This window comes from Streptomyces sp. NPDC005820 (genome assembly GCF_040630255.1).
Lineage (GTDB): Bacteria > Actinomycetota > Actinomycetes > Streptomycetales > Streptomycetaceae > Streptomyces.
The window spans coordinates 59,375-83,564 of sequence record NZ_JBEXXE010000034.1 but is presented as its reverse complement, the minus strand read 5'-3'; the positions used below and the strand labels follow the sequence as shown (position 1 = coordinate 83,564).

Genomic DNA, 24,190 nt, shown 5'->3' with positions numbered 1-24,190 from the left:
CTCCCGGCGAACGCCGACGACACACCGCCGACCGGCTCGGCGCCCGCACTCCCGGCGAACGCCGACGACACACCGCCGACCGGCTCGGCGCCCGCACTCCCGGCGAACGCCGACGACACACCGCCGACCGGCTCGGCGCCCGCAGTCCCGGCGAACGCCGACGACGCAGCGCCGGTCGGCTCGGAGCCTGCCGGGCCGGAGACGGCCGGGTCGGCGCCCTTCGCCGCCGCGCGCCCCGCGCCTCCCCCGGCCAGCAGTGCCGCCCCCGCCCCGGCCACGAACGCCCGCCGTCCCAGAGGGTCACGGCCGCCGGTCATACGGCCTCCAGTCCCCGAGGTAGGTTCGCCGGGTGTGGAGGGCCGCCTCCTCGGCCGTCAGCTGGGGGCGGTTCTCCGGTGCCGAGATCTCCGCACCGGGGCCGGAGTTGGCGTACTCGCGGAAGCGCATGGTCTGCCAGGGGTAGGCGTCCCGCATGTTGGTGTAGGGGGCGGCCGCGTCGATGCCGGGGCCGATCCAGGTGTCCCGGACGACCAGGGAGGGCCAGGCGGTCGTCTCGTACGACGGCACCCAGGGCCGGGCGATCTTGTACGCCGCGTCCTCGGCCCCGGAGGTGATCCGGGAGCGGAGGGCGAGGAAGCCGTAGGGGTTGGCCCGGGCGGTGGAGGGGGCGAAGACCATGCCCTTGGGGGTGAAGGTCACGTCCCGCTGGAGGGTGTGGAAGCGGCAGCCCTCGAAGACGGCACGGGCACGCCCGAAGACGAAGTCGACGTCTCCTTCGATGTGGCAGTGGCGGTAGTACTGCCGGTCGAAGGCGTCCAGCGCGGTGGTGTCCGCGAAGAGGGTGTCCTGGTGGGCGAGGAGGCGCACGTTCTCGAAGTGGCTGCGGTCGCCGGTGACGTAGGCGGCGACGGCCTGGGTGCCGGTGATGTCGGGGTGGTCGGCGCGCAGCCAGTCGTTGGCGAGGGTGAGGCCGTGGACGGTGAGGCCGGGGGCGGCGGAGGTGAAGGTGGCGGAGCCCGCCGTGCCGTAGGTGCCGGAGCCGTCGGGCCGGGGCGTCCCGTTGGCGTTGTCGTGGACGATCACGGCGGCGCGGGGGTCGCGGCTCGCGCCCCGGAGCGTCAACTCGCTTGTCTGCGCAGGGATGTTGACGACCTCGCGATACGTCCCGGGATGCACGACGATCGTCCAGCCGGGTCCGTCGACCGCGTCCACGGCCGCCTGGACGGAGTCGCCGGGGCGGACGTGCAGGACACGGCGGGGGTGGGCGAGGGCCGGGGTGGCGGGGAGCAGGGCGGCGGCCGTGAGGCCCGTGAGGAGGGTGCGTCTGCGCAGTGCCATGTCAGCACTCCCCCTTCCAGGGCTCCCAGTCGCCGAGGTGGGCCGCGCGGGTCGCCGCCCCGGCCTGTTCGTCGGTGAGCTGGGGCCGGTTCTCGGGGACGGTGATCTCCGCGCCCGGGCCGGTGTTGCGGTACTCGGCGAACCGCTGGTTCTGCCAGGGGAAGGAGGCCGACATGTTCGTGTAGGGGGCCACCGCGTCGATGCCGGGGCCGAGGTGGGTGTCCCGGACGGTGAGCGAGGGCCGGGCGGTGGTGTCGGAGCTGGGGACCCAGGGGCGGGCCAGCTTGTAGAAGGCGTCGGGGGCCTCGCTGCTGACCCGGCTGCGGGTGACCAGGTACCCGCGCGGGTTGGCGCCCGCCGTGGAGGGGGCGAAGACGAACCCGTAGGGGGCGGCGGCCAGGTCGGTGCGGTTCAGGGTGCGGAAGTGGCACTGCTCGTAGACGGCGGTGGCCCGGCCGAAGACGAAGTCGACGTCGCCCTCGACGTAGCAGTGGGCGTAGTACTGCCGGGCGAAGGAGGTCAGGGCGATCGAGTCGGCGTACAGGGTGTCCTGGTGGCCGAGGAAGCGGCAGTGGTGGAAGGCGGAGCGGTCGCCCTGGACCTTGATGGCGACGGCCTGGGTGCCGGTGATGTCGGGGTGGTCGGCGCGCAGCCAGTCGTTGGCGAAGGTGATCCAGCGGGCGGTGAAGCCGTCGGCCTGCACGGTGGTGGTGGCCGATCCGGTGGTGCCGTAGGTGCCGCCGCCGGGTTTGGGGGTGCCTGCGGCGTTGTCGTGGACGATGACGACGGCCCGCGGGTCCTCGGGGGCGCCGATCCAGGTGGCCTCGGTGCGGGTGGTGTCGAGGACGACCGTCTCGCGGTACACGCCCGCGGCGAGGACGAGGGTCCAGCCGCTGCCGGTGGTGGCGGCGACGGCGTCGCGGACGGTGGTGACATCGCCCCGGCCGAGCGGGTCGACGTACAGGGTCTGGGGGGTGAGGCGGGCGGCCGGGCTGCCGTGGCGGCCGAACGGGCCGCGTCGGCCGGGGGCGGCCTGCGCGGCCGGTGCGGCCAGGGCGAGGGCGGCGGCCGTTCCCGCGGTCGCGGCGAGGAACCGCCTTCTGGACAGGGGGTGCATGCGGGTGCTCCTTGGCGGTGCGGCTCTGCTGGGGAGGTGGCCGGGGCGGCGGGCGCCGCCGCCCCGGCACGGGGGTGCGGACCGGTCAGCCGAGGCGTCCCGCGCCCGCGCCGCAGTCGACGATCCGGGGCACGGATTGGGTGGGGTCGACCTTGGTGCGCAGGGTCGGGGTCCAGCCCGCGCCGGACTGGAGGACCTCGCCGGGGATCTCGGCGTTGTGGACGGCGATCAGGTCGGTGGCGGTGCCGTTGACGTAGTTGTCGTCGGCGGTCAGCGGCGAGACGTTCCAGCGCTTGAGAACCTTGGCCGCGCTGACCCCGTCGGGCAGGGTGAACGCGTTGTGCTCGGCGACGAGCTGGGACTCCTTGCCGATGCCGAAGCTGTAGGCGTAGTCGCCGTTCGCGACGAAGTGGTTGTTGTAGGAGTCGACCTGGCCGAAGCGGACGCGGGGCGCGCGCTCGACCAGGTTCGAGAACAGGTTGTGGTGGAAGGTCACCTTCAGGTGGCCGCGGTCGCCCGCCGCGGTCGACTCGCTGTCGCTGTTGCCGATGAGGATCGTCTTGTCGTGCTCGGTGAAGACGTTCCAGGAGGCGGTGACGTAGTCGGCGCCGCGGACGATGTCCAGCTCGCCGTCGTGCTGCTGGTAGAGCATCCCGAAGTAGGTGGGGGCGGCGCTGTCGGGGTGGGAGCCGTCGGTGAAGGTGTTGTGGTCCAGCCACACATGGGTGGCCCCGTACACCACGGCGGTGTCGTACTCGGAGTTCCAGTTGCCGTTGGAGCCGTCGGTGGGGTCCCACTGCGGGAAGCAGTCGATCGGCGACTCGAAGGACAGGTTCCGGACGATCACGTTGTCGACGGCCTTGATCTGCAGGCTGACGCCCTTGAACCCGGCGTTGCGGCCGACGCCGACGATGGTGGTGTTGGAGGGGACGACCGCCTTGATGGCCTTGTCCTGATTGGCCTGGGAGGTGCGGCGCAGGCCCTCCGGGCTGTCGTCGGGCTCGGCGCCGAGGTCGGTGTCCAGGCCCCAGGCCTGCGGGGAGTACTTGGCGAGGTAGGCGTCGAAGTCGTAGCCGGGCGCGGCGAAGGCGTCGCAGCCCTCGGCGACGGCGTCGATGACGCCCTTCACCTTGATGATCTTCGGGGCGGAGCCGCCGGCCGCGAGGGCGGCCTTGAACTCGGCCCAGGTGGTGACGGTGTAGACGTGCTCGGCGTCGGCGGCCGCTCCCCCGGTGGTGCCGGTCCCGTAGGAACCCCAGCCGTCTCCGGTGGGCAGCGTCTGGCGGCCGAGGTCCCGGGACGCGGCGTGGGCCGAGGCCGCCGTACCGGTGACGGACAGCACCAGCGCGGTGCACCCCACCAGGGCAGCAATGACGCGTCCATGACATTTCTGTGTACGCACTGTGCGGTTCTCCTCTTACTTACGACGGGTCGGGCTACGACGGGTCGGGCTACGACGGGTCGGGCCAGGTGATCCAGGACGTGGGGATCTCGTCGTGCAGCCGGACCACGTCCCGAGGTCCGAGCACCCGGGTCCGCAGCAGCTCCCGCGCGACGAGCCGCGCCACGGCGATCGCGCCCGGCGGATTGAAATGCGTGTTGTCCTGCTCGGTGTCGGTCCAGTTGAAGTAGGTCTTCGTCGCCTCGACGCCCAGCTCCTGCCAGAGCGCCAGCGACAGCGCCTGGAGGTCGAGCAGCGCCACCCCCTCCTCCTCGGCGAGCGCCCGCATGGCCGCCGGGTACTCCCCGTGCGTCGGCAGCGCGTTCCCCTCGGCGTCGAAGCGCCGCCGCTCCACGGGCGTGGCGAGCACCGGCCGCGCCCCCTTCGCCCGGGCACCGGAGAGGTACATCCGCAGATAGTCCTGGTACGTCGTCCAGGGCTCGGTGTAGCGGGTGGGGTCGGTGGTCTTCTCGTCGTTGTGCGCGAACTGGACGATCAGGAAGTCGCCGGGCCTGATGGCCGCGAGGACGGCGTCGAGGCGTCCCTCGTCGACGAAGCTCTTGGAACTGCGCCCGTTGACGGCGTGGTTGGCGACGGGCAGACCGGAACAGAGAAAGAAGGGCAGCGCCATGCCCCACCCGGTCTCGGGCGCGGCATCGGAGTACTTCTGGGCGGCGGTGGAGTCACCGGCGATGAAGACGGTACGGGACCTTCGGCCCCCGGCATGAGCGGGCCCGGCCGCGACGGCACCGAGCGGAAGGGCGGCGAGCGCCGCCGTGGTGACCTGCCTACGGGTAAGAGACAACGAACGTCCACCTCATGTTTGTCGGGGGCGCGGGGAACTGCGCGACCGGCCACAACGGACCCGCAGCCGCCCCGCGCCCGAACCACCCGAGTTATCCGTGGTTCTTCTTCCAGTCGGCCTGAGCGGCGTTCAGCTGCTCCGCGAGCGTGTCCAGGAAGTCCTTCGCGCTCATCTTCCCGAGCAGCACCTTCTGGAAGTTCGGCTCGTTGTCGGCCTTGGAGATCGTGTTCCAGTCGGGCAGGTAGTACGGCAGCTGCACGATCTTCGTGCCGTCCCCCGACAGCGCCTCGGCGGCGAGCTTCGTCGGCTCCGAGGACTGCACCCAGCTGTCCTGCGCGGCCTCCAGGTTCGCCGGCACCTGCCCGGCGGTCTCGTTCCACTTGCTGTTCGCCTCGTGGCCCGCGGCGAACTCGATGAACTTCCAGGCGGCGGTCTTGTTCTTGCTCGACTTGAACAGCCCGAGCCCGTCGACGGGGTTGGACACCTGCACCCGGGTGCCGTCGTCCTGCGTCGGCGCGGGGATGCCCTTGAACTTGCCGGCGAGCGCCTTCTGGTGGTCGGCGTAGGAGCCGAGGTTGTGGCTCAGCATGCCGATGGTGCCGCTGTCCCACTGGGCGACCATCTTGGTGAAGTCGTTGTTGACGTCGGCGGTCGGGGTGTCCTTCTTGTACAGGCCGACGTACTTCTCCAGCGCGGCCACGTTCTTCGGGTCGTTGACCGTGGTCTTGTCACCGCTCCAGAACTCGGTGATGCCGCTCTGCCCGTAGGTGGCGTCCAGCGCCGGCGCGATCGAGCCCGCACCACCGCGGATGGTGTAGCCGAACGCGTTCTTGCCCTTGTTCGTGAGCTTGTCGGCGGCCGTGTAGAACTTCGTCCAGGTCGTCGGCGCCTCCAGGCCCGCCTGCTCGAACAGGTCGGTGCGGTACCACAGCGTGCCGTTGTTGGCGGAGGTCGGCACGCTGTACGTCTTGCCGTCGACCCCGGCCGCCTTGACGCTGTCCAGGAACTTGGCGTTGAGCTGGTCCTTGAGGTCGCTCTTGGCGAGGCGGTCGTCCAGCGGTTCGAGGGCGCCCTGCGCCGCGACCTCGGCGAGCATCGCGGCGCCCACACCGCCGACGTCGGGCAGACCGCCGCCCTGGATGGCGGTGTCGTACTTGGACTGGACGCTGTCGGCGGGGACACCGACGTACTTCACCTTGATGTCCGGGTTCGCCTTCTCGAAGTCGGCGATGATCTCCTTCCAGATGTCGGTGCGGACACCGCCGTTGTTGTCCCAGAAGGTGATCTCGCCCTTGCCCGAGCCCTCGCCTCCCTTGTCCCCCGCGCTGCCGCTGCCGTCGTCACCGCAGGCGGTGGCGGTCAGCGCGAGCACGGAGCCCAGGGCGACGGCCAGTGCGGCGCGCCTGCTTCTGCGGATGCTGCTCTTCATGTGGTCGGCTCTCTTCTTCTGGTTCTTCTGGATCCAACGGAGATATGAAGTTGTGGGGGGTCAGGGGGTGGCGGGGGCGCAGGGCGCCCAGCCGTCCGTGCCCGCGAGGTAGGCGGCGACCGTGTACGCCCGGGCGTCCTCGTCGCTCAGCTGCGGCCGGTCCGCCGAGACCGCCGCGCCCGGCCCGTGGTTGCGGTACTCGGCGAAGCGGGCGTCCCGCCACGAGAAGCCGCTCATGTCGGTCCACGGCGCGGACTTGACCGCGGCCGGCAGTTCGGTGTCCCGGATCAGCACCTGCGCGACCGCCTCCGGCTCGCCGCCCGGATGCCAGGGCCGGCCCAGGTGGAAGGACTGCTCGGGGGCGTCGCTGACGACCTTCGAGCGGGTGATCAGGAACCCGTACGGGTTGCCCGTCCAGGTCGAGGCGGCCGTCAGATAGCCGTTGTTGGTGGTGGAGCCCCGGCTGAGCAGCCGGATCACCGACCGCTCGATCACGGTCGTGGCCCGCCCGTAGACGAAGTCGACGTCTCCCTCGATGTACGAGTCGCGGAGGTACACCCGGCTGACGGTGGTCAGCTTGGGGCTGTCGGTCATCAACGTGTCCTGGTTGCCGAGGAAGGCGGTGTCCTCGAAGACGATCCGGTCGCCGGTCGTCTTCATCGCCAGCGCCTGCTCGCCGTTCAGTTCGACCGCGGCCTCGTCGAAGTCGTTGCTGAAGGTGAGACGGCGGGCGGTCACGTCGTTCGCGGCGATCCGCACGGTCGCACTGCCCGTCGAACCCCCGTACGCGGCCGGGGTGTCGTACACGATGACGGTGTCGGAGCGGTCGCGTCCGGTCCCGCGCAGCACCACATGCGGCTTGGTCGCGGGGATGTAGACCTTCTCGCGGTAGGTGCCGGGGGCGATCGCGAGGGTCACGGTGTCGGCGTTGCCGTCGGGCACGGCGTCCACGGCCGACTGCACGGTCGGGTAGGCGCCCGGCACGTCCAGCGTGACCCCGATCCGCTTCTGCGGGCCCGAGAACCGCTTCACCAGGGCGGGGACGGCCGCCGCCGGGTCCAGCCGGTAGGCGTAGAACTCCCGCGGATCGAAGGCCGTGCCCCAGGCGTCCGTACGCCCGCTCGTGTTCCTCAGGATCGAGCCCCGCTGCACCAGCTCCGCCGTGGCGTCGGCCTGGTAGGGGTGCTGGACCCCGTCGTAGTAGCTGTTCTCGATGACCATCCTCGTGCGGCCGCGCGACCAGTTCCCGTACGTCCACACCGGGTCGCCGTCCGCGACCTGGGCGGACAGGTAGTTGTTGTAGAGGTGGGCGTAGGCGCAGTTGTCCGCCGAGGGGTTGCGCTGCTTGGTGCCCGTGAACCAGTTGTGGTCGAGGGTGATCTGGGTGAGGACGTTGGTCGTCCAGCCGATCCCGAAGGCCTTGTTGTGGTGCGTGAACTGGTTGTACGAGACGGTGATGTACTGGCTGTCCTTGCGGATGTCGAGCAGCCCGTCGCCCATGTGCGTGAAGCGGTTGTGGTCGATCCAGACGTGATCGGCGGTGTCCATCTGGATCGCGTCGAAGTCGGTGGTCTTGCCGTCCCAGTCGCCCTCGACGTACGAGTCCCGGATCGTCAGATTGCGGATGACGACGTTGTGGGTGCCCGGGTTCAGGTGCAGCTCGCCGTGGACGATCTCGCCGGTGTCGCCGACGCCGATGATCGTCTTGTTCGAGCCGACCACGATGTCCGAGCCGAACGGCTCCACCGCCACCGACCCCTTCACCCGGATGACGTACGGCTCCTCGGCCGCCGCGTACCGCGCGAGCGCGGCCTGGTCGGTGACGGTGACGACCTTGCCGCCGGCCCCGCCCGTGGTGCCCCCGGCGAGGGAGGCGAATCCATGGGCGCGGTCGGTCCAGCGGTCGGGGGCCGACATCGCGGACTGCGAGGCGGTGGACCGCGGTGCGGCGGCCCTCGCCTCGCCCGCCACGCCCAGGCCCAGGGCGGCGAGCAGGCAGACGACGGCGGCCAGTACCGCACCCGGTCCGGGCGTCGGCCTTGGCAAGCGCTTGCTGGGGAAGTGCGTCATTGCGGCTCCCGACAGGCGTGTGGGGGGAAGGGGTCAGAGCTGTCTGATCCGGAACTGCGTGAACGAAGCCGCTCCGGCGTGCCCCGGTCCCGAGGGGGCGAGTGCGAAGAGACCGAGCAGGGCGCCGACCCAGCGCCAGGGGGTGGCGGCGAAGACGGGGCCGGAAGCGCGCGGGCCCTCGCCGATGTCGTAGGAGAACCGGCAGCGGGCGCCCGCGCCGATCTCGATCCGCAGCCGGGCCCGGCCCCCGGGGACGAGGAGCGGGTGGGCGGCGTCGCGTTCGTGTGCGGCGACCGGCTCGGCGAACCGGTGGACGAGGTGCACGCCTCCGTCTCCGGCGCGCTCCAGCCCGATCCAGGCGAACGCGTCGCCGAGGACCGCGAGTCCGGCGCGGGCGCCGGGCTCCTGACCGTGCAGGGTCAGCTCCACCTCGACGGCCGACGGGACGCCGGGCAGCCGCTGGGTGAGGACGCTCGGCAGCTTGCGCAGGTCGTGGGCGTCCGCCGTACGGACGCAGGACAGCCGCAGGCCGTCGCCGGAGTGGTGGGTGGCCCAGCCGTCCTGGGGGTTGGCGGTCCACTGCCACTGGCGGCCGAAGCGTCCGCCGGGGAAGTCGTCGTCGGTGGCGGGCGCGGCGGGCGGCTGCGGGGGCAGGGAGGGCTTCCGGTGTACGGCGACGGGGGCGCCCTCGGCACCGAGCACCGGCCAGCCGTCCGTACCCCAGCGCATCGGCTGGAGGTGGACGACCCTCCCGTAGGCGCCGCGCTGCTGGAAGTGCAGGAACCAGTCCTCGCCGGCCGGGGTGCGCACCCAGCCGCCCTGGTGGGGGCCGTTGACCTCGGTGTCCCGCTGTTCGAGGACGACCTTCTCCTCGTACGGGCCGAAGAAGTCCCGGGCGCGGAGGGCGCCCTGCCAGCCGGTCTCGACTCCCCCGGCGGGCGCCAGGATCCAGAACCAGCCGTCGTGCCGGTAGAGCTTGGGGCCCTCGAGGGTGAACCAGCCGGGGATGCGGTCCCCGTCGACGATCAGTTTGCCCTCGTCGAGGAGGGAGGTGCCGTCGGGGTGCATCCGGTGGCCGGTGAGCCGGTTCTTGACGCCCGAGCGGGACTTCGCCCAGGCGTGCACGAGATACGCCTCGCCGCTCTCCTCGTCCCACAGGGGGCAGGGATCGATGAGCCCCTTGCCCTCCTTCACCAGGTGCGGGCGGGTCCAGGGGCCCCTGATCTCCGGGGCGTTGACCTGGAAGACGCCCTGGTCGGGGTCGCCCCAGAAGATCCAGAAGCGGTCGTCGTGGTGGCGGATCGACGGGGCCCAGACCCCGCAGTCGTGCCGGGGGGCGGTGAACTCCGCGGCGGGTTGGAGGCGTTCGAGGGCGTGGCCGACGAGCGTCCAGTTGACGAGGTCCCGGGAGTGCAGCAGGGGCAGTCCGGGGGCGCGGCCGAAGCTGGAGGTGGTGAGGTAGAAGTCGTCGCCGACGCACACGACGTCCGGGTCGGACCAGTCGGCGTTCAGGATCGGGTTGGTGTACACGTCGTCGGTCACTGGCTGACCGCCTTCCGCACCAGCGCCGCCGCCTCGTCGCGGCCCAGGCGGCCGTCGGCGACGACGGTGACGATCCGGCGTACGGCGGTGTCGTCGGGGGCGATCGTGAGCCGGGTGTCCGAGGCCAGCGAGGAGCCGACGCCCGGGTACTCGGCGGTGCGCACGAACCAGGGGTCGCGGCGGGTGGCGTCGGTGGCGCCCGCGAAGACCAGGGTCCAGCCGGTGCCGGCCAGCGCCAGCCAGTCGGCCCGGCCGCCGTGGACCTCGGCCTCGCCCTCGGTGTGCGCGGTGAAGACGTCCGGGGCGGTGTCCTCCTTGCGGGCGCGCCAGAAGAAGCCGCCGTAGGCCGCGCCGGGGCGTCCGTTGGTCGCCGGGCTGCCGACGGACAGCGGGGCCCCGGTGACGTTGGTGAGGGAGAAGGTGAAGTCGAGCGCCCAGGCCGTGTCGGTGAGTTCGGTGGCCGCGACGGTACGCCGCTCACGCAGCAGCTCGGCGCCCGGGGCGACCCAGCGCAGCTCCTCCACGAAGCCGTCGGGGTCGCGGAGCTGGAAGGAGTGGTGGCGCTGGACGCCGTGGTTGTCGAGCTCGGTCGGGCCCCGGTCGCGGACGTAGGTGCGTCCGCCCCAGAAGTTGTGCCCCTCGACGTCGGGTACGGCTACACCGACGCCGAGGTGGTGGAGGTGGTCGGCGGGGGCGAGTTCGGTGACCTCGGTGCCGGCCAGGGTGGTGACGGGGTGGAGGTAGGGGCGGGGGGAGAGCCGGACGGGCAGCTCGGGCCGGGTGACGTAGCGGCCGACCGGGCGGCCCGCGACGCGCAGCACGACCGGTGCGTCGGCGGCTGGTGCCATCAGGTGCTCACCTCTTTCGGATGCGCGGTCGTGAGCGCCCAGGGGGCGCCCAGTTCGGAGTAGAGGGCGAGGGTGTCGGCGGCGGCGGCGACCAGTCCGTCGATGCCGGGGACGACCCTGCGGTCCTCGTCCTTCAGCAGGTGCCAGGTGTCCTGGTCGAGCTGTACGGGGTCGGGGGCGACGCGGATCGCCTCGACGACGCGCATGAAGGCCTCGGTGGCGGCGGGCGGGACCAGCAGGTCCGTGCCGTCGGCGAGGTGCTCGACGAGGTTCTCCAGCAGGTCGGTGCGGCCGTACTCGAACTCCTCGGGTCCGTGGCCGGCGCGCTGGAGCAGGACGCGGTCCTGCTTGTACCAGTAGGTGATCCGGCCCCGGCCGCCGTGCACGACGACGTACGGGTCGTCGGGGTCCTCGGCGCACAGGGTCGCGGCGACCACGATCGGCAGGCCGTCCTCGGTGGTGACGCGGACGCAGGAGGTGTCGTCGGACTCGATGGCGTTGGCGTGCGCCAGCTCGGTCTCGATGCCGCCGATGTCCTCGGCGCGGGTGGCGCCGGCCAGGGCGAGGGCGGTGGCGACGGCGTGCGCGAGCGGGTTGGTGAGGGCGCCGTCGATGACGTCGACCCCGTTCAGCCGTCGCTTGCCCGCCCAGGGGGCCCGCCGGAAGTACGCCTCGGCGCGGGCCCAGGCGCCGGCGCCGCCGACCCCGGCGATCTCGCCGATCACCCCGTCGGCGATCATCCGGCGGATCGCGGGCACGGCGTGCGAGCCCAGCGACTGGAAGCCGATCTGGCAGACCACGCCGGCCTCGGCGACCCCGTCGGCCATCCGGCGGAACTCGGCGTAGGACGGGGCGGGCGGCTTCTCCAGCAGCACGTGCACGCCGCGGGCGGCGGCCGTGAGGGCCAGGTCGGTGTGGGTCGGGATCGGGGTGCAGATCACCGCGATCCGGGCGCCGGTGGAGTCGAGGAGCGCGCCGAAGTCGGCGGACTGCTCCGGTGCGCCGAGGCCCTCGGGGATCTCGTCGGGGGTGAGCGGGGTCAGTTCGCAGATGCCCGCCAGCCGGACGATGCCCTTGTCCTGGAGCCGGCGGATGTTGTCCAGGTGCCAGCGGCCGTGGCCGCGCGCGCCCGCCAGAACGATGTCGATGGTCATGGGATCCTCCCTGCGCCCGCGCCGTGGGCCACCTCGCGGTCGGCCACCGCGGCGCTGTCGATCTTTCCGTGCAGGGTAGGCGTCCAGCCGACGTCCGCGGTGAGATCGCGCTCGCTGCCGCTGTTGTAGGCGTTGTGGATGGCGAGGAGGTCGACGGGCCAGCCGTTGAAGAGGGTGCCGCTCTGCTGCAGGGCGGTGCCGTTCCAGCTCTTGACCAGGTCGGCGACCTCGATGTGCCCGGGGGTGTGGAAGGCGTTGTTCTCGGCGTACATCCCGGATTCGGTCGACACGCCGAGCGAGTAGCGGTACTCCGCGCCTTCGGGGACGACGTACCGGTTGTCGTAGAGGTGCACCTGTCCGAAGCGGACCCGCGGGGCGCGCTGGACGACGGACTCGAACTGGTTGTGGTGCAGGGTGACCCGGAGCCTGCCCCGGTCCCCGGTGGCCGAGTCGCTGTTGCCGATCAGCATCGCCTTGTCGTGGTCGGCGAACCGGCTCCAGGAGACGGTGACCAGGTCGGAGCCGTTGGTGATGTCCAGCAGGCCGTCGTGGCGGAGGTAGTTGCGGGCGAAGTAGGTGGGCTCGTCCTCGTCGGGGTGGCCCCGGTCGCTCGCGGTGATGTGGTCGACCCAGACATGGGTGGCGCCGGTCAGCCAGACGTTGTCGTACGCCGTCTTCCAGTCGCCGAGGCCGCCGGTGTTGGGCTGCCAGACGGGGAAGCAGTCGTAGGCGTCACGCAGGTCGAGGTTGCGGAGGATGACGTTGTCCGCGTTCCTGACCTGGAGACTCGCGCCCTTGAGGACGGCTCCCTTGCCGAGGCCGACGATCGTGGTGTTCGAGCCGACGGTCAGGACGATCCGCTCGGCCTGCCGGGCCGCCGAGGCCTGCCGGGCCTCCTCCTGGGCGCCGGCCGGTTTGGCGGAGCCCCAGGTGCGGGGATCGTAGGCGGCCAGGTACTTCTTCAGGGTGTAGCCGTCGGTGGCGTAGTCGGCGCAGTCCAGGTGGTCGCCGTCGTCGTCGGTGCCGGCGTCGATCGTCCCGGCGATCTTGATGATCTTCGGGGTGGCGCTGCCGTTGTCGAGGGCGCGGACGAGTTCGGCGCGGTTCGTGACGGTCTGGACATGGGCGTCGTCGGCCGCGGCGCCGCCGGTGGTGCCGGTGCCGTACGCGGCCCAGCCGTCGTCCGGTGCGAGGGTGTCGCGGCCGATGTCCCGGGCCTCGGCGTGGGCCGGGAGGCAGAAGGCGCCCACCAGGACCCCCACGAAGGCGATCTGACGGAGTCTCATCCCTTCACCGCCCCCGCGCTGAAGCCGGTGATCAGCCACTTCTGGATGAAGGCGAACACGATCACGACGGGGACGGCGGCGATGATGCCGCCCGCGGCGAGCGCGCCGAGGTCGACGCTGTCCGCGCTCATCAGGGTGTTGAGGCCGACCGGGATGGTCTGCTTGGTCTGGTCGGAGAGGAACATCAGGGCGAACAGGAAGTGGTTCCAGGCGTGCACGAAGGCGAAGGAGCCGACGGCGATCAGGCCGGGGCGGAGCAGCGGGAGGACGACGATCCGGAAGGCGGTGAGCCGGCCGCAGCCGTCGACCCAGGCGGCCTCCTCCAGGGAGTAGGGCACGTTCCGGATGAAGCCGCTGATCAGGATCATCGACAGGGGCAGCTGGAAGACCGTCTCGGCGATGACGACACTGCCCAGCGAGTTGATCATCTTCAGCTCGGCGAAGATCTGGAAGAGCGGGACCAGCAGCAGCGCGCCCGGGACGAACTGGGTGCAGAGCAGGGCCAGCATGAAGCCGCGCTTGATCTTGAAGTCGAAGCGGGCCAGGGCGTAGCCGCCGGTCAGCGCGACGAGGGTGGTGAGCAGCAGGGTGGCGACGCCGGTGAGCACGCTGTTCTGGAAGTAGATCCCGAAGTCGCGTTCGTTCCAGACCTTCTCGAAGTGCTCGAAGGTCATCGGCCAGGGCACGAGCGAGGTCGAGCCGGCCGGGCGGAGCGCGAAGAGCAGGATCCAGTAGAACGGGATCAGGGTGAAGAGCAGGTAGATCGACAGGGGGACGTAGATCTGCCAGCGGGGGGCCTCGTCCCAGGCGCGGTGCTTCCTGCGCGGCCGCTGATCGGCGGCGGGGGTCACGGGCGCGGGTGCGGGCGCGACCTCGGTGGCCTCCTTGGTGATCACTTGCCTCCACCTCCGAACTTGCTGAGCCGCAGATAGACCATCGAGCAGAAGAGCAGGATCACGAACGCCACCGTGGTGAGAGCGGACGCGTAGCCGAAGTTGTGGGCGTCGACCGAGGTGTTGGCGATGTAGAGCGGGAGGGTGGTGGTCTCCCCCGCCGGGCCGCCGCCGGTGAGCGTGTACAGCAGGTCGACGTTGTTGAACTCCCACACCGCGCGCAGCAGCGTGGACAGGACGATCGCGTCCTTGAGGTGCGGCAGGGTGATGTGCCAGAACTGCTTGAGTCGGCTCGCCCCGTCGACCTCGGCGGCCTCGTACAGGTCCTTGGAGACGGACTGCAGGTCGGCGAGGATGAGGATCGCGAAGAAGGGGACCCCGCGCCACAGGTCGGCGACGATCGCCGCCGGGAAGACGGTGGAGGTGTCCGACAGCCAACTGGTGCCGTACTCGCCGATGCCCATGTCGGCGAGGTAACGGGTGATGCCCGTCTGGGAGTTGTAGAGGAGCACCCAGATCGCGGAGGTCAGCACGCCGGAGACGGCCCACGGGGAGAAGACCAGGGCGCGGCCCAGCGCCCGGCCGACGAAGGTCTGGTTGACGATCAGCGCCAGCGCCAGACCGAACAGCAGCTGCAGCCCGACCTCGACGACGACCCATTTGGCGCTGAAGGTCAGCGTGTCCCAGAACTGCGGGTCGTCGGTGAAGGCGTGGACGAAGTTGTCGAAGCCCGCGTAGCCGTTCCGCCACGGCTTGGTGGGGTTGTAGTTCTGCAGGCTGTAGTAGAAGACGCTGATCACCGGGTAGGCGATGAAGCCCAGCATCAGCAGGGCCGCCGGCGCGATCAGCAGGTACGGGAGCCTGCGGGGCGTGGCGGAGGCACGGCGCCGCCGGGGTGGCGCGGGCGGTTTCGCCACGGCTGCGGCTTGGGCCATGACTGTTCTCCGATCTCAGTTGCGTCGTGCATGCGTCGTGCATGCGTCGTGCATGCGTCGTGCATGCGTCGTACAGGAAGCGCTTTCTCCGTGTGCAGGGGTGTGCGAGGTCGTGCCGGGTGCTGCGGTCAGCCCGCGTAGGGGTCCTGCACCGTGCCCGGCCGTGCGAGGAACTCGAAGTCGCAGCCGGTGTCCGCCTGGGTGATCTGCTCGTTGTAGAGCGCGCCGTAGCCGCGCTCGTAGCGGGTGGGCGGCGGGGTCCAGGCCGCCCTGCGCCGCTCCAGCTCCTCGTCGTCCACGTGGAGGTGGAGGGTGCGCGCCTCGACGTCGAGGGTGATGGAGTCACCGGTGCGGACCAGGGCGAGCGGTCCGCCGATGTACGACTCCGGTGCCACGTGCAGCACACAGGCGCCGTAGCTCGTCCCGCTCATCCGGGCGTCGGAGATCCGGACCATGTCCCGCACACCCTGCTTGAGCAGGTGGTCGGGGATGGGCAGCATGCCGTACTCGGGCATGCCCGGGCCGCCCTTGGGGCCGGAGTTGCGCAAGACCAGCACGCTGTCGGCGGTGATGCCCAGCTCCGGGTCGTTGATGGTGCGCTGCATGGTCCTGTAGTCGTCGAAGACGACCGCGGGACCGGTGTGCTTGAGCAGGTGCGGCTCGGCGGCGATGTGCTTGATGACCGCGCCGTCCGGGCAGAGGTTGCCGCGCAGCACGGCGACCCCGCCCTCGCTCGCGACCGGGTTGTCGCGGGGCCGGATGACGTCGTCCTGGTGGACCTGGGCACCGGCGAGCTGCTCGCGCAGGGTGTCGTACGAGACGGTCGGCCGGTCCAGGTGGAGCAGGTCCGGGATCCGGGAGAGGAAGCCGGGCAGGCCGCCGGCGAAGTGGAAGTCCTCCATGAGGTACTTCTGGCCGCCGGGACGGACGTTGGCGAGGACGGGGACCGTGCGCGCGATGCGGTCGAAGTCGTCGAGGGCGAGGCGGACGCCGGCGCGGCCGGCCAGGGCGATGAGGTGGATGACGGCGTTGGTGGAGCCGCCGAGGCCGAGGACGGTGGTGACGGCGTCCTCGAAGGCGTTGGCGGTGAGGATCTCGGAGAGGACGCGCCCCTTGTGGACTTGTTCAACGATCCTCATGCCGGCTTGTGCGGCCATCCGATCGTGTCCCGAGTCCACGGCGGGAATGCTCGACGCCCCCGGGACGGTCACGCCCAGCGCCTCCGCGGCGGCGGTCAGCGTGGACGCCGTACCCATCGTCATGCAGTGGCCCGGCGAGCGCGCGAGGCCGTTCTCCAGCTCGGCCATCTCGCAGTCGCCGATGAGGCCGGCCCGCTTGTCGTCCCAGTACTTCCACATGTCGGTGCCGGAGCCGAGGACCTCGTTGCGCCAGTGGCCCGGCAGCATCGGCCCGGCGGGCACGAACACGGCGGGCAGGTCGACGCTGGCCGCGCCCATGAGCAGCGCGGGGGTGGTCTTGTCGCAGCCGCCCATCAGGACGGCCCCGTCGACCGGGTAGGAGCGCAGCAGCTCCTCGGTCTCCATCGCGAGCAGATTGCGGTAGAGCATCGGGGTCGGCTTCTGGAAGGTCTCGCTGAGCGTGGAGACCGGGAACTCCAGCGGGAAGCCGCCGGCCTGCCAGACGCCCCGCTTGACCGCCTGCGCGCGCTCACGGAGGTGCACATGACAGGGATTGATGTCCGACCAGGTGTTGAGGATCGCGATGACGGGCTTGCCGAGGTGTTCCTCGGGGAGGTAGCCGAGCTGCCGGGTGCGGGCGCGGTGGCTGAAGGAGCGCAGGCCGTCGGTGCCGTACCACTGGTGGCTCCGCAGCTCCTCGGGCCGCTTGCGGGGAAGATCGTCGAAGCGCTTCATATCGACCACCCGGCGGCGATGGCGGCGACCTCGGCCCGCTCGTCCTCGGGCAGCCGACGGCTCGGCGGGCGTACGTCGCTGCGGCACAGCCCAAGGGAGGCAAGGGCTTCCTTGACCACGGTGACGTTGTTGGCGGAGCCGTTCGCCGCCCGGAGCTCCTCGAAGCGGCGGATCTGCTCCCAGACCTTCATGGCCGCCGGATAGTCCCCTGATCGAAGCGCTTCAATCATGTTCAGCGAAACGGCCGGGGCGACGTTCACGAGCCCCGAGGTGAAGCCGGTGGCGCCCGCCGAGAAGTAGGAGGGGGCGTAGGGCTCGGCGAGTCCGGCCACCCAGACGAAGCGCTCCAGACCCGCATCCCGGGCGAAGGCGGCGAACCGGGACGCGTCCGGGACCGCGTACTTCACACCGATGACATTGGGGCAGGCGTCGGCGAGTTCGGCGAGGCGGTCGCCGTGCAGCTGCGCGTTGCGGATGTACGGGACGACGCCCAGCTCGGGCACGGCCTCGGCGATGGCCCGGTGGTAGTCGACCCAGCCGCGCTGGGAGACGTACGGGTGGACGGGCTGGTGGACCATCACCATCTGGGCGCCCAGGTCCCGGGCGTGCCGGGCGGAGGCGGTGGCGGTGGGTACGTCGTGCCCGACCCCCACGAGGATCGTTGAACGATCCCCCGCCTCGTCGATCGTCAGTTCCGTGACCAGCCGGCGCTCCTCGGGGGCGAGGGCGTAGAACTCTCCGGTGTTGCCGTTCGGCGTGAGCGTGGTGATCCCGCCGTCGAGCAGCCGGCGCAGCAGGGCCCGGTGGGCGGGCCGGTCGACGGTGCCGTCCTCGGCGAACGGGGTCACCGGGATCGCCACCACGTCGGCCAGGGCCGCACGCTGGGTCTCGAACGCCACGCTGCTCATTCCTGACCTTCCTGGTTCGCTGCCTCGGGGAACGCTCGCTCGACGAACGACGCGATGTGGGCGTACAGGGCGCGGGCCGCGCCGTCGGCGTCGCCGTCGAGGGCGAGCCGCAGGATCTCGCGGTGCTCGCCGGCCTCCCGCTCCCAGGAGGGGGAGGCGGCCCAGGCGACGGCGGAGACCAGGGCGGCCTGGTCACGGACCTCGTCGAGCATCCGTCCGAGCAGCGGGTTGCCGCAGGGCAGGTAGAGGGCGCGGTGGAACTCCCGGTTGGCGAGGGAGCGTTCGGCGGTGTCGGCCGCGTCGTCGGCCCGGGCGAGCGCGTCCCGGGCGGCGTCCAGCGAGGCCCCGCGCCGGACGGCCCGCTTGAGCGCCTCGGGCTCCAGCAGCAGCCGTACGTCGTAGACCTCGCGCGCCATGTCCGCGTCCACCATGCGCACCGTGACGCCCTTGTACTGGCTCATGACGACCAGTCCGGTGCCGGCCAGGGTCTTGAGCGCCTCGCGCACCGGGGTCTTGGACACCCCGAACCGTGCGGCGAGCTCGGTCTCGACCAGGGCCTGGCCCGGCGTCAGCTGCCCGGTGAGGATGCGGCGTTTGATCTCCTCCAGCACGTACTGCGTGCGGGAGGGGATCGGCGTGGGCACAGAGGTCATGCGCGCCTCTCGGATCTCAGATCTCGGATCGGATCTCACATATCGCGTCTCATATATGACGTACGAAGTACGACGCGTTGAAGGTAGGGAGGGGTCCCGTGTTTCGTCAATGCTTCTGACAAAGGAAGTTGGCGTTGCCGGACGCCGGCTCAGAAGGGGATGGTCTCGCCCTCGCGCGCGGTGCGGGTCGGCCCGCCGAAGGCCGCCGCGGCCCGTGCGGTCGCCTCCTCGCGGGTCAGCGTGGGCCCGACATGGGTGACGTACAGCTCGCGCACGCCCGCCTTGCGGGCCACGTCACCGGCGTCCTCCGGAGTCAGATGCACCTGTTCGCTTCCGCCAATTCCGTCCTGCCGGTCGATGTCCGCCTCGCACAGGAACAGGTCGGCCCCGGAGGCGGTCTCGGTGAGCGCGTCGCACGGGCCGCTGTCCCCGGAGTACACGAAGACGCTCCCCTGGGACTCGGCGCGCAGGGCGTACCCCTCGGTGTCGTGCGCCACCGCGCGCGAGGTGAGCCGCACGTTCCAGTGCCGGACGGTGTGGCCGTCGTACAGGGGCCGGAAGTCGAAGACCTCGCTCAGGAACCGGATGTCCGGCCGCCCGAAGAAGCCCGCCAGTCGCCGGGCGCAGTCCATGGGCGCGTACACCAGGATGGGCACCGGCGGGGTCATGCCGCCGTAGGCGAACGCGTAGGCGGCGGAGAGCAGATCGGCGCTGTGGTCGGCGTGGAGGTGGGAGATCCAGATCGCCGTGAGCCGTTCTGGATCAGTGTGCCGCTGCAACTCTGCGAACGTTCCGGGGCCCGCGTCCACCCAGATCTCGGCGCTCCCGCCGCGCAACAGATAACCGGAGCAGGGGCGGCCCGGGCGGGGGTACGGGGAGGCGGTACCGAGGATGGTGAGGCTCAGGGGCATGGTGGGGAGCGTACGGTCCGCCCCTGCCGGGCGGGCCCCGATTGCGTAGGTCTACGGCATCCGTACAAGACCGTCTACGGCCCGCCGGAGCCTTCTGCGGCGGTCACCGAGGCGTCCAGCCCGGGGCCCGGCCGCTCAGGCCGACCGCCCGGTCCAGCAGCGGGGCGTCCTGCGGTACGGGCACCACGGGGCCGAAGATCCCCCCGCCGCGGGTCGGATCGTCGGCGGCGGCGCGCAGGAAGGTGGACGCCGATCGGAGCGCGGCCGGGTCGGGGGTGTACTCCTGGCCGGTGGCCCGGGCCAGGTCCCACCCGTGGATCACCAGTTCGTCGGCGGCGACGGCTCCGGCGACCGCGCCGGGGAGGTCGACGCCGCCCGCGCGGGTCATGCCGGTCCAGGCGGCGGGGTCCCGCCAGGCCTCGGCCAGTTCGTCGAGGACCCGGGGCAGCTCGGTGCGCCAGCCGGGCGCGAGCCGGGGTTCGGCGTCGGTCGGCGGGGTGTCGGTGGTGGCCCCCAGGTCCTTGCGCGCGGCGTCCCGGAAGGCGGCGGCGAGGCCGGCCAGATGGCCGAGCAGGGTGCGCACGGGGTAGGCCGGGCAGGGCGTGCCGTCCGCGAGCTGCTCGTCCCGGACGGCCGCGGCGAGGCGCGCCACGATCCGGGTCTGGGGTCCGAGGTCGAGAAGGTGGGCCGTCGTATCGGTATCGGTCGTCGTGTCGGTCATACAGGGTGGACCGGCCGGGAAGCGGAAACTCATCGCTCCCGGACGGACCGGCACCCCGGGGGCACCCTGTTCAGCGCGCCGCCAGCGCCTCCCGTACGGCCGTCAGGTCCGCGTCCGACGCCAGGCCCGCGTGGTACAGCCGGATCTCCGTGGCGCCGAGGTCACGCGCGCGTGCCGCGTCCGCGGTGAGTGTGGCCGGGCTGCCGCCCATGCCGGAGACGACGCCGAAGTTGGCGGCGATCACCGCGTCCGCCCGGCCCTGCTCGGCGAACGGCGTCAGCAGGCCAGGCCCGCCGGCGCACGGCACCACCACGCCGTCCGCGACGGACAGGATGTGCGCGGGGTCGACGCCCGGGTTGGCGCCCACGTGGTGGGTCACGGGGTCGGCGTGCAGCAGCACCTGGAAGCCCTCGGGGGCGGCCGCGCGGACGGCGACGACCGCCGTCTCCTGGAGCGTGCGGGCGGTGTCGTCGCGCCACGCGCGCGTGGCCGCCGCCGTCTCCTCCCCCAGCAGCTTCTCGACGCCCGCCCAGCCTCCGTCGTCCGGCGCGGAGGCCGCGGCCCCCTGCCACAGAGGCTCCAGCGCCTCGCGCACGGCGGCGGCGAGCGCGTCGGCGTCCAGGCCCTGCGCGCCGTAGCCGGCCCGGCAGGCGGGGCAGAAGCAGAGCGCCATCAGGTACTGGCCGGCGTCGCCGAGACCGACCCCGCCGGTCTTGTCGTGGGCGTGCAGATGCTGGAGGCCGTACCAGCCGAGGGACTCCAGTTCGGTGCCGTGCGCGCCGGGGCGCACGGCGGCCTCGGCGGCGAGGTCGACGAGGTACGCGCGCGTGGCGGGCTGGGCGATGCACGGCGCCCAGGGGTAGCGGTCGCCGTAGGCGTTGACGACGGAGGTGTCCGGCCGGTCGGCGCCCAGCCGGGAGTTGTGGGCGAGGACCACCCAGGTGTGCACCTCCAGGCCGGCGCCCGCGAGGGCCTCGGCGGCCTCGCCGTAGGCGTCGCCCGGGGCCCAGTCGCCCGCCGGGTAGGGGCGCAGCTCCCGGCCCTCCCAGCGGGCGTCCGCCGGGTAGAGCACGGCCGCGTGCTCGGCGGTGACGATGCGGTGGCGCGGGTGGCGGGGGGTGAGGGCGCGGGTGGAGTGGTAGGCGGCGGCCAGGGTCACCTGCTCCACGCCGAGGGAGGCGATCCGGGCGGGGGCCGCGGGATCGCCGTTGACGTCCCAGGGGTAGACGAACGTAGACGCCTTCACTTGTTCTTGTCCTCCTCCAGGAGCGCGTGGCCGCGCTCGATCACCCGGGCGAGCTGCTTGATGTGATCCTCGCCCGGTTCGTGCAGCGGCGGGCGGACTTCGCCGACGTCGAGGCCGCGCAGCCGGACGCCCGCCTTGACGAGGGAGACGGCGTAGCCGCGGCCCCGCGCGCGCAGTTCGACGAACGGGCGGTAGAAGCCGTCGAGCAGTCGGTGGACGGTGGCCTCGTCGCCGGTGGTGAGCGCGCGGTGGAAGGCGAGGGCGATCTCGGGGGCGAAGCAGAACACGGCGGAGGAGTAGAGCGTGACCCCGAGGGCGCGGTAGGCGAGCTGGGTCTGCTCGGCGGTCGGCAGGCCGTTGAAGTAGAGGAAGTCGCCGGGGACCTCGGTGCGGACGGCGCTGACGATCCGCTGCAGGAGGTCGAGGTCGCCGAGGCCGTCCTTGAGGCCGATGATCCCGTCGGTGCGGGCGAGTTCGACGACCGTCGCGGGGGTGAAGACCGCGTTGTCGCGCTGATAGACGATCACGGGGAGCGCGGTGGCCGCCGCCACCTCCCGGTAGTGCCGCAGCAGGCCCTCCTGGGCGGCGGCGACGAGGTAGGGCGGCAGGACGAGCAGCCCGTCGGCCCCCGCGGCCTCGGCGAGGCGCGCGTACCGCACGGCGAGGGCGGTCCCGTACCCGGCGCCCGCGACGACCGGCACCCGTCCGCCGGTCTCCTCGACGGCCGCCCGGACGCAGACCTGGAACTCCTCCGGGGTGAGCGCGTGGAACTCCCCCGTGCCGCAGCAGGCGAAGACGGCCGCGGCGCCCGCCTCCACCCCTTGGCGCACATGCGCGCGGTAGACGTCGAGATCGAGGGCCCCGTCCCGGCCGTACGCCGTGACGGGGAAGAACAGCGGTCCGCTCGGGATGCGGAGGCGGGCGGAGAGAGGGGCGGCGAGCGGGGCTGACGTCACGGGCTCTCCCTGGAACGACTCGTACGACTCGTGCGTTCTTCTGACCGGTGTCCACATTTCTGAACACGCTCACCCTAGGGACGCCGTTCCGAACCGGTCAAGCTCGGACACCGCACCTCAGGGACGGAATCACCAGGTCCGCGGCACACTTGACGGAGGGCGCGGGAGATCCTTAGCGTGTCCACGCATGTGAATACCGTCCATGCATGCGGCCAGACCCAAGGAGACCCGAGGATGCCCGCTCCCCGCACCGTCCTGCTCACCGGGGCCGCCGGCGGCCTCGGCACCCTGATGCGGGACCTGCTCCCCGCCCACGGGTACGAGCTGCGCCTGCTGGACCTGCGCCCGATCGAGGGCGAGCCGGACGCGATCGTCGCGGACCTCGCCGACCGGGAGGCCCTACGGGAGGCCGTCCGGGGCGTCGACGCGATCATCCACCTCGCGGGCATCTCCCTGGAAGCCCCCTTCGAGAAGATCCTGAAGGCCAACATCGAGGGGACGTACAACGTCTACGAGGCCGCCCGCGAGGAGGGCGTCGAACGGATCGTCTTCGCCTCCTCCAACCACTCCGTCGGCTTCACGCCCCGCCCCCGGAGCGGCGACCCCCTGATCCCGGTCGACACCCCGCACCGCCCGGACACCTTCTACGGCCTGTCCAAGTCCTTCGGCGAGGACCTCGCCCAGCTGTACTGGGACAAGCACGGCCTGGAGACGGTGTCGGTGCGCATCGGCTCCTGCTTCGCCGAGCCCACCAGCGTGCGCATGCTGTCGGTCTGGATGAGCCCGGCCGACTGCGCCCGCCTCCTCCACGCGGCCCTGACCGCCGAGAACGTCGGCCACACGATCGTCCACGGCTCCTCCGCCAACACCCGCCTGTGGTGGGACCTCACCTCCGCGCGGGCGCTCGGCTACGCACCGCAGGACGACTCCGAGCCGTACGCCGAGAAGCTGATCGCCGAACAGGGCGAGCTGGACCCGGAGAACATCGCACACGCCTACCTGGGCGGCCACTTCGTCAGCGACCCGCCGATCTGGCCGTACTGACACCCCCACGAGGAGAACGGGCGGGCACCGAACGGGCCCGCCCGCAGGCATGTTCGGGCACGGCGGGCAGCCCCGACCGTGGCGCGACAGCGCCACGGTCGAGGTGCGCCACGCCCGAACGGGCGTTCCCGGTCACCATCACCCCCGTAACAGACCTGGTCACCACCACCCGCCACCGGTACAACTTCCTCCACGGGGCCCGAACGGGCAGCACGGCGCAGGAAGGCGGGTGACGCACTTGACCGGCACCGCGGAGGAACGCCAGCGGCACATCGTCCACGCCGCCCGCACCACCGGCTCCGTCGACGTCAACACGCTCGCCGCCCAACTGGGCGTGGCCAGGGAAACCGTACGGCGGGACCTCCGCGCCCTGGAGGACCACGGCCTGGTGCGCCGTACGCACGGCGGCGCCTACCCCGTGGAGAGCGCCGGCTTCGAGACGACGCTCGCCTTCCGCGCCACCAGCCACGTCCCCGAGAAACGCCGGATCGCGGCCGCGGCGGCCGGGCTGCTCGGGGACGCGGAGACGGTCTTCGTCGACGAGGGCTTCACCCCGCAGCTCATCGCCGAGGCCCTGCCCGCCGACCGGCCGCTGACCGTGGTCACCGCCTCCCTGCCGGTCGCGGGCGCGCTCGCCGGGAACGGCCACGTGTCCGTGCTGCTCCTCGGCGGCCGGGTCCGGGCCGGCACGCTGGCGACCGTCGACCACTGGACGACGAAGATGCTGGCCGGTTTCGTCGTCGACCTCGCCTACATCGGGGCCAACGGCATCTCCCGCGAGCACGGGCTCACCACCCCGGACCCGGCGGTCGGCGAGGTCAAGGCGCAGGCGGTGCGGGCGGCCCGGCGGGTGGTCTTCACGGGCGTGCACACCAAGTTCGGGGCGGCCGGCTTCTGCCGGTTCGCCGAGGTCGGCGCCCTGGAAACGATCGTGACGAGCACCCTGCTGCCCGTCGCCGAGGCCCACCGCTACACACTGCTGGGACCCCAGGTCATCAGGGTCTGACACCCCGACCGAC

The 24,190-nt window shown here is 71.8% G+C and carries 21 protein-coding genes and 1 pseudogene; 2 read left to right on the top strand and 20 right to left on the bottom strand.

The window, feature by feature from the left end; genetic code table 11:
- From ABZ464_RS34915 to ABZ464_RS34820, 20 genes and pseudogenes are all read right to left on the bottom strand, one after another.
- Positions 1-317, bottom strand: a pseudogene (locus ABZ464_RS34915) (hypothetical protein); the annotation flags it as partial.
- Positions 301-1,332: a pectinesterase family protein gene (locus tag ABZ464_RS34910; protein ID WP_359284005.1), complete on the bottom strand. Its 1,032-nt coding sequence runs from the start codon at positions 1,330-1,332 to the stop codon at positions 301-303. The pseudogene ABZ464_RS34915 and the gene ABZ464_RS34910, both read right to left, overlap by 17 nt.
- A gap of 7 nt (positions 1,333-1,339) precedes the next feature.
- Entirely contained in the window at positions 1,340-2,455 is a 1,116-nt protein-coding gene (locus ABZ464_RS34905) for a pectinesterase family protein (RefSeq protein ID WP_359283896.1), read from the bottom strand.
- 85 nt (positions 2,456-2,540) lie between these two features.
- Positions 2,541-3,857 carry a pectate lyase gene (locus tag ABZ464_RS34900; protein ID WP_359283894.1) on the bottom strand — a complete coding sequence of 439 codons (1,317 nt, stop codon included), beginning with the start codon at positions 3,855-3,857 and terminating at the stop codon, positions 2,541-2,543.
- A 49-nt stretch (positions 3,858-3,906) separates the two neighbouring features.
- A complete protein-coding gene (locus ABZ464_RS34895) occupies positions 3,907-4,701 on the bottom strand; it encodes a rhamnogalacturonan acetylesterase (protein WP_359283891.1) in 795 nt (264 codons plus the stop codon).
- Positions 4,702-4,792: 91 nt separating this feature from the next.
- On the bottom strand, positions 4,793-6,130 hold the full coding sequence (locus ABZ464_RS34890; protein WP_359283888.1) for a sugar ABC transporter substrate-binding protein: 1,338 nt from the start codon (positions 6,128-6,130) through the stop codon (positions 4,793-4,795).
- Positions 6,131-6,190: 60 nt separating this feature from the next.
- The gene (locus tag ABZ464_RS34885) at positions 6,191-8,200 is read right to left on the bottom strand and encodes a pectinesterase family protein (protein WP_359283886.1); all 2,010 of its coding nucleotides are present in this window, start codon (positions 8,198-8,200) and stop codon (positions 6,191-6,193) included.
- A gap of 33 nt (positions 8,201-8,233) precedes the next feature.
- The gene (locus ABZ464_RS34880; protein WP_359283884.1) at positions 8,234-9,742 is read right to left on the bottom strand and encodes a family 43 glycosylhydrolase; all 1,509 of its coding nucleotides are present in this window, start codon (positions 9,740-9,742) and stop codon (positions 8,234-8,236) included.
- Positions 9,739-10,590, bottom strand: coding sequence for a PmoA family protein (locus tag ABZ464_RS34875; RefSeq protein ID WP_359283882.1), 852 nt, complete (start codon positions 10,588-10,590; stop codon positions 9,739-9,741). The genes ABZ464_RS34880 and ABZ464_RS34875 overlap by 4 nt, the downstream gene beginning before the upstream one ends.
- A complete protein-coding gene (locus ABZ464_RS34870) occupies positions 10,590-11,744 on the bottom strand; it encodes a Gfo/Idh/MocA family oxidoreductase (RefSeq protein WP_359283879.1) in 1,155 nt (384 codons plus the stop codon). Before ABZ464_RS34870 ends, ABZ464_RS34875 begins: the two co-directional genes overlap by 1 nt.
- The gene (locus tag ABZ464_RS34865; protein ID WP_359283877.1) at positions 11,741-13,030 is read right to left on the bottom strand and encodes a pectate lyase; all 1,290 of its coding nucleotides are present in this window, start codon (positions 13,028-13,030) and stop codon (positions 11,741-11,743) included. The genes ABZ464_RS34870 and ABZ464_RS34865 overlap by 4 nt, the downstream gene beginning before the upstream one ends.
- Positions 13,027-13,926: a carbohydrate ABC transporter permease gene (locus ABZ464_RS34860; RefSeq protein ID WP_359283875.1), complete on the bottom strand. Its 900-nt coding sequence runs from the start codon at positions 13,924-13,926 to the stop codon at positions 13,027-13,029. The genes ABZ464_RS34865 and ABZ464_RS34860 overlap by 4 nt, the downstream gene beginning before the upstream one ends.
- Positions 13,923-14,858 (bottom strand): sugar ABC transporter permease, encoded by a 936-nt coding sequence (locus ABZ464_RS34855; RefSeq protein WP_359283872.1) that lies wholly within the window; start codon positions 14,856-14,858, stop codon positions 13,923-13,925. Before ABZ464_RS34855 ends, ABZ464_RS34860 begins: the two co-directional genes overlap by 4 nt.
- 128 nt (positions 14,859-14,986) lie before the next feature.
- Positions 14,987-16,732 (bottom strand): L-arabinonate dehydratase, encoded by a 1,746-nt coding sequence (araD, locus tag ABZ464_RS34850; protein WP_359283870.1) that lies wholly within the window; start codon positions 16,730-16,732, stop codon positions 14,987-14,989.
- Entirely contained in the window at positions 16,729-17,640 is a 912-nt protein-coding gene (locus ABZ464_RS34845) for a dihydrodipicolinate synthase family protein (protein WP_359283868.1), read from the bottom strand. The genes araD and ABZ464_RS34845 overlap by 4 nt, the downstream gene beginning before the upstream one ends.
- Entirely contained in the window at positions 17,637-18,293 is a 657-nt protein-coding gene (locus ABZ464_RS34840; RefSeq protein ID WP_359283866.1) for a GntR family transcriptional regulator, read from the bottom strand. The genes ABZ464_RS34845 and ABZ464_RS34840 overlap by 4 nt, the downstream gene beginning before the upstream one ends.
- Before the next feature lie 149 nt (positions 18,294-18,442).
- Entirely contained in the window at positions 18,443-19,204 is a 762-nt protein-coding gene (locus ABZ464_RS34835) for an MBL fold metallo-hydrolase (RefSeq protein ID WP_359283863.1), read from the bottom strand.
- Positions 19,205-19,307: 103 nt separating this feature from the next.
- On the bottom strand, positions 19,308-19,925 hold the full coding sequence (locus ABZ464_RS34830; RefSeq protein WP_359283860.1) for a TIGR03086 family metal-binding protein: 618 nt from the start codon (positions 19,923-19,925) through the stop codon (positions 19,308-19,310).
- 70 nt (positions 19,926-19,995) lie between these two features.
- Complete coding sequence (locus ABZ464_RS34825; RefSeq protein ID WP_359283858.1) at positions 19,996-21,171, bottom strand: hypothetical protein; 1,176 nt, start codon at positions 21,169-21,171, stop codon at positions 19,996-19,998.
- On the bottom strand, positions 21,168-22,127 hold the full coding sequence (locus ABZ464_RS34820; RefSeq protein ID WP_359283856.1) for a 5-dehydro-4-deoxyglucarate dehydratase: 960 nt from the start codon (positions 22,125-22,127) through the stop codon (positions 21,168-21,170). The genes ABZ464_RS34825 and ABZ464_RS34820 overlap by 4 nt, the downstream gene beginning before the upstream one ends.
- A gap of 234 nt (positions 22,128-22,361) precedes the next feature.
- On the opposite strand from ABZ464_RS34820, the gene ABZ464_RS34815 reads away from it, so the two are divergent.
- Positions 22,362-23,171: an NAD(P)-dependent oxidoreductase gene (locus ABZ464_RS34815; protein WP_359283853.1), complete on the top strand. Its 810-nt coding sequence runs from the start codon at positions 22,362-22,364 to the stop codon at positions 23,169-23,171.
- Positions 23,172-23,409: 238 nt separating this feature from the next.
- Positions 23,410-24,177, top strand: a complete 768-nt coding sequence (locus ABZ464_RS34810) for a DeoR/GlpR family DNA-binding transcription regulator (protein WP_359284002.1) — start codon at positions 23,410-23,412, stop codon at positions 24,175-24,177.
- Positions 24,178-24,190: the final 13 nt, after the last annotated feature.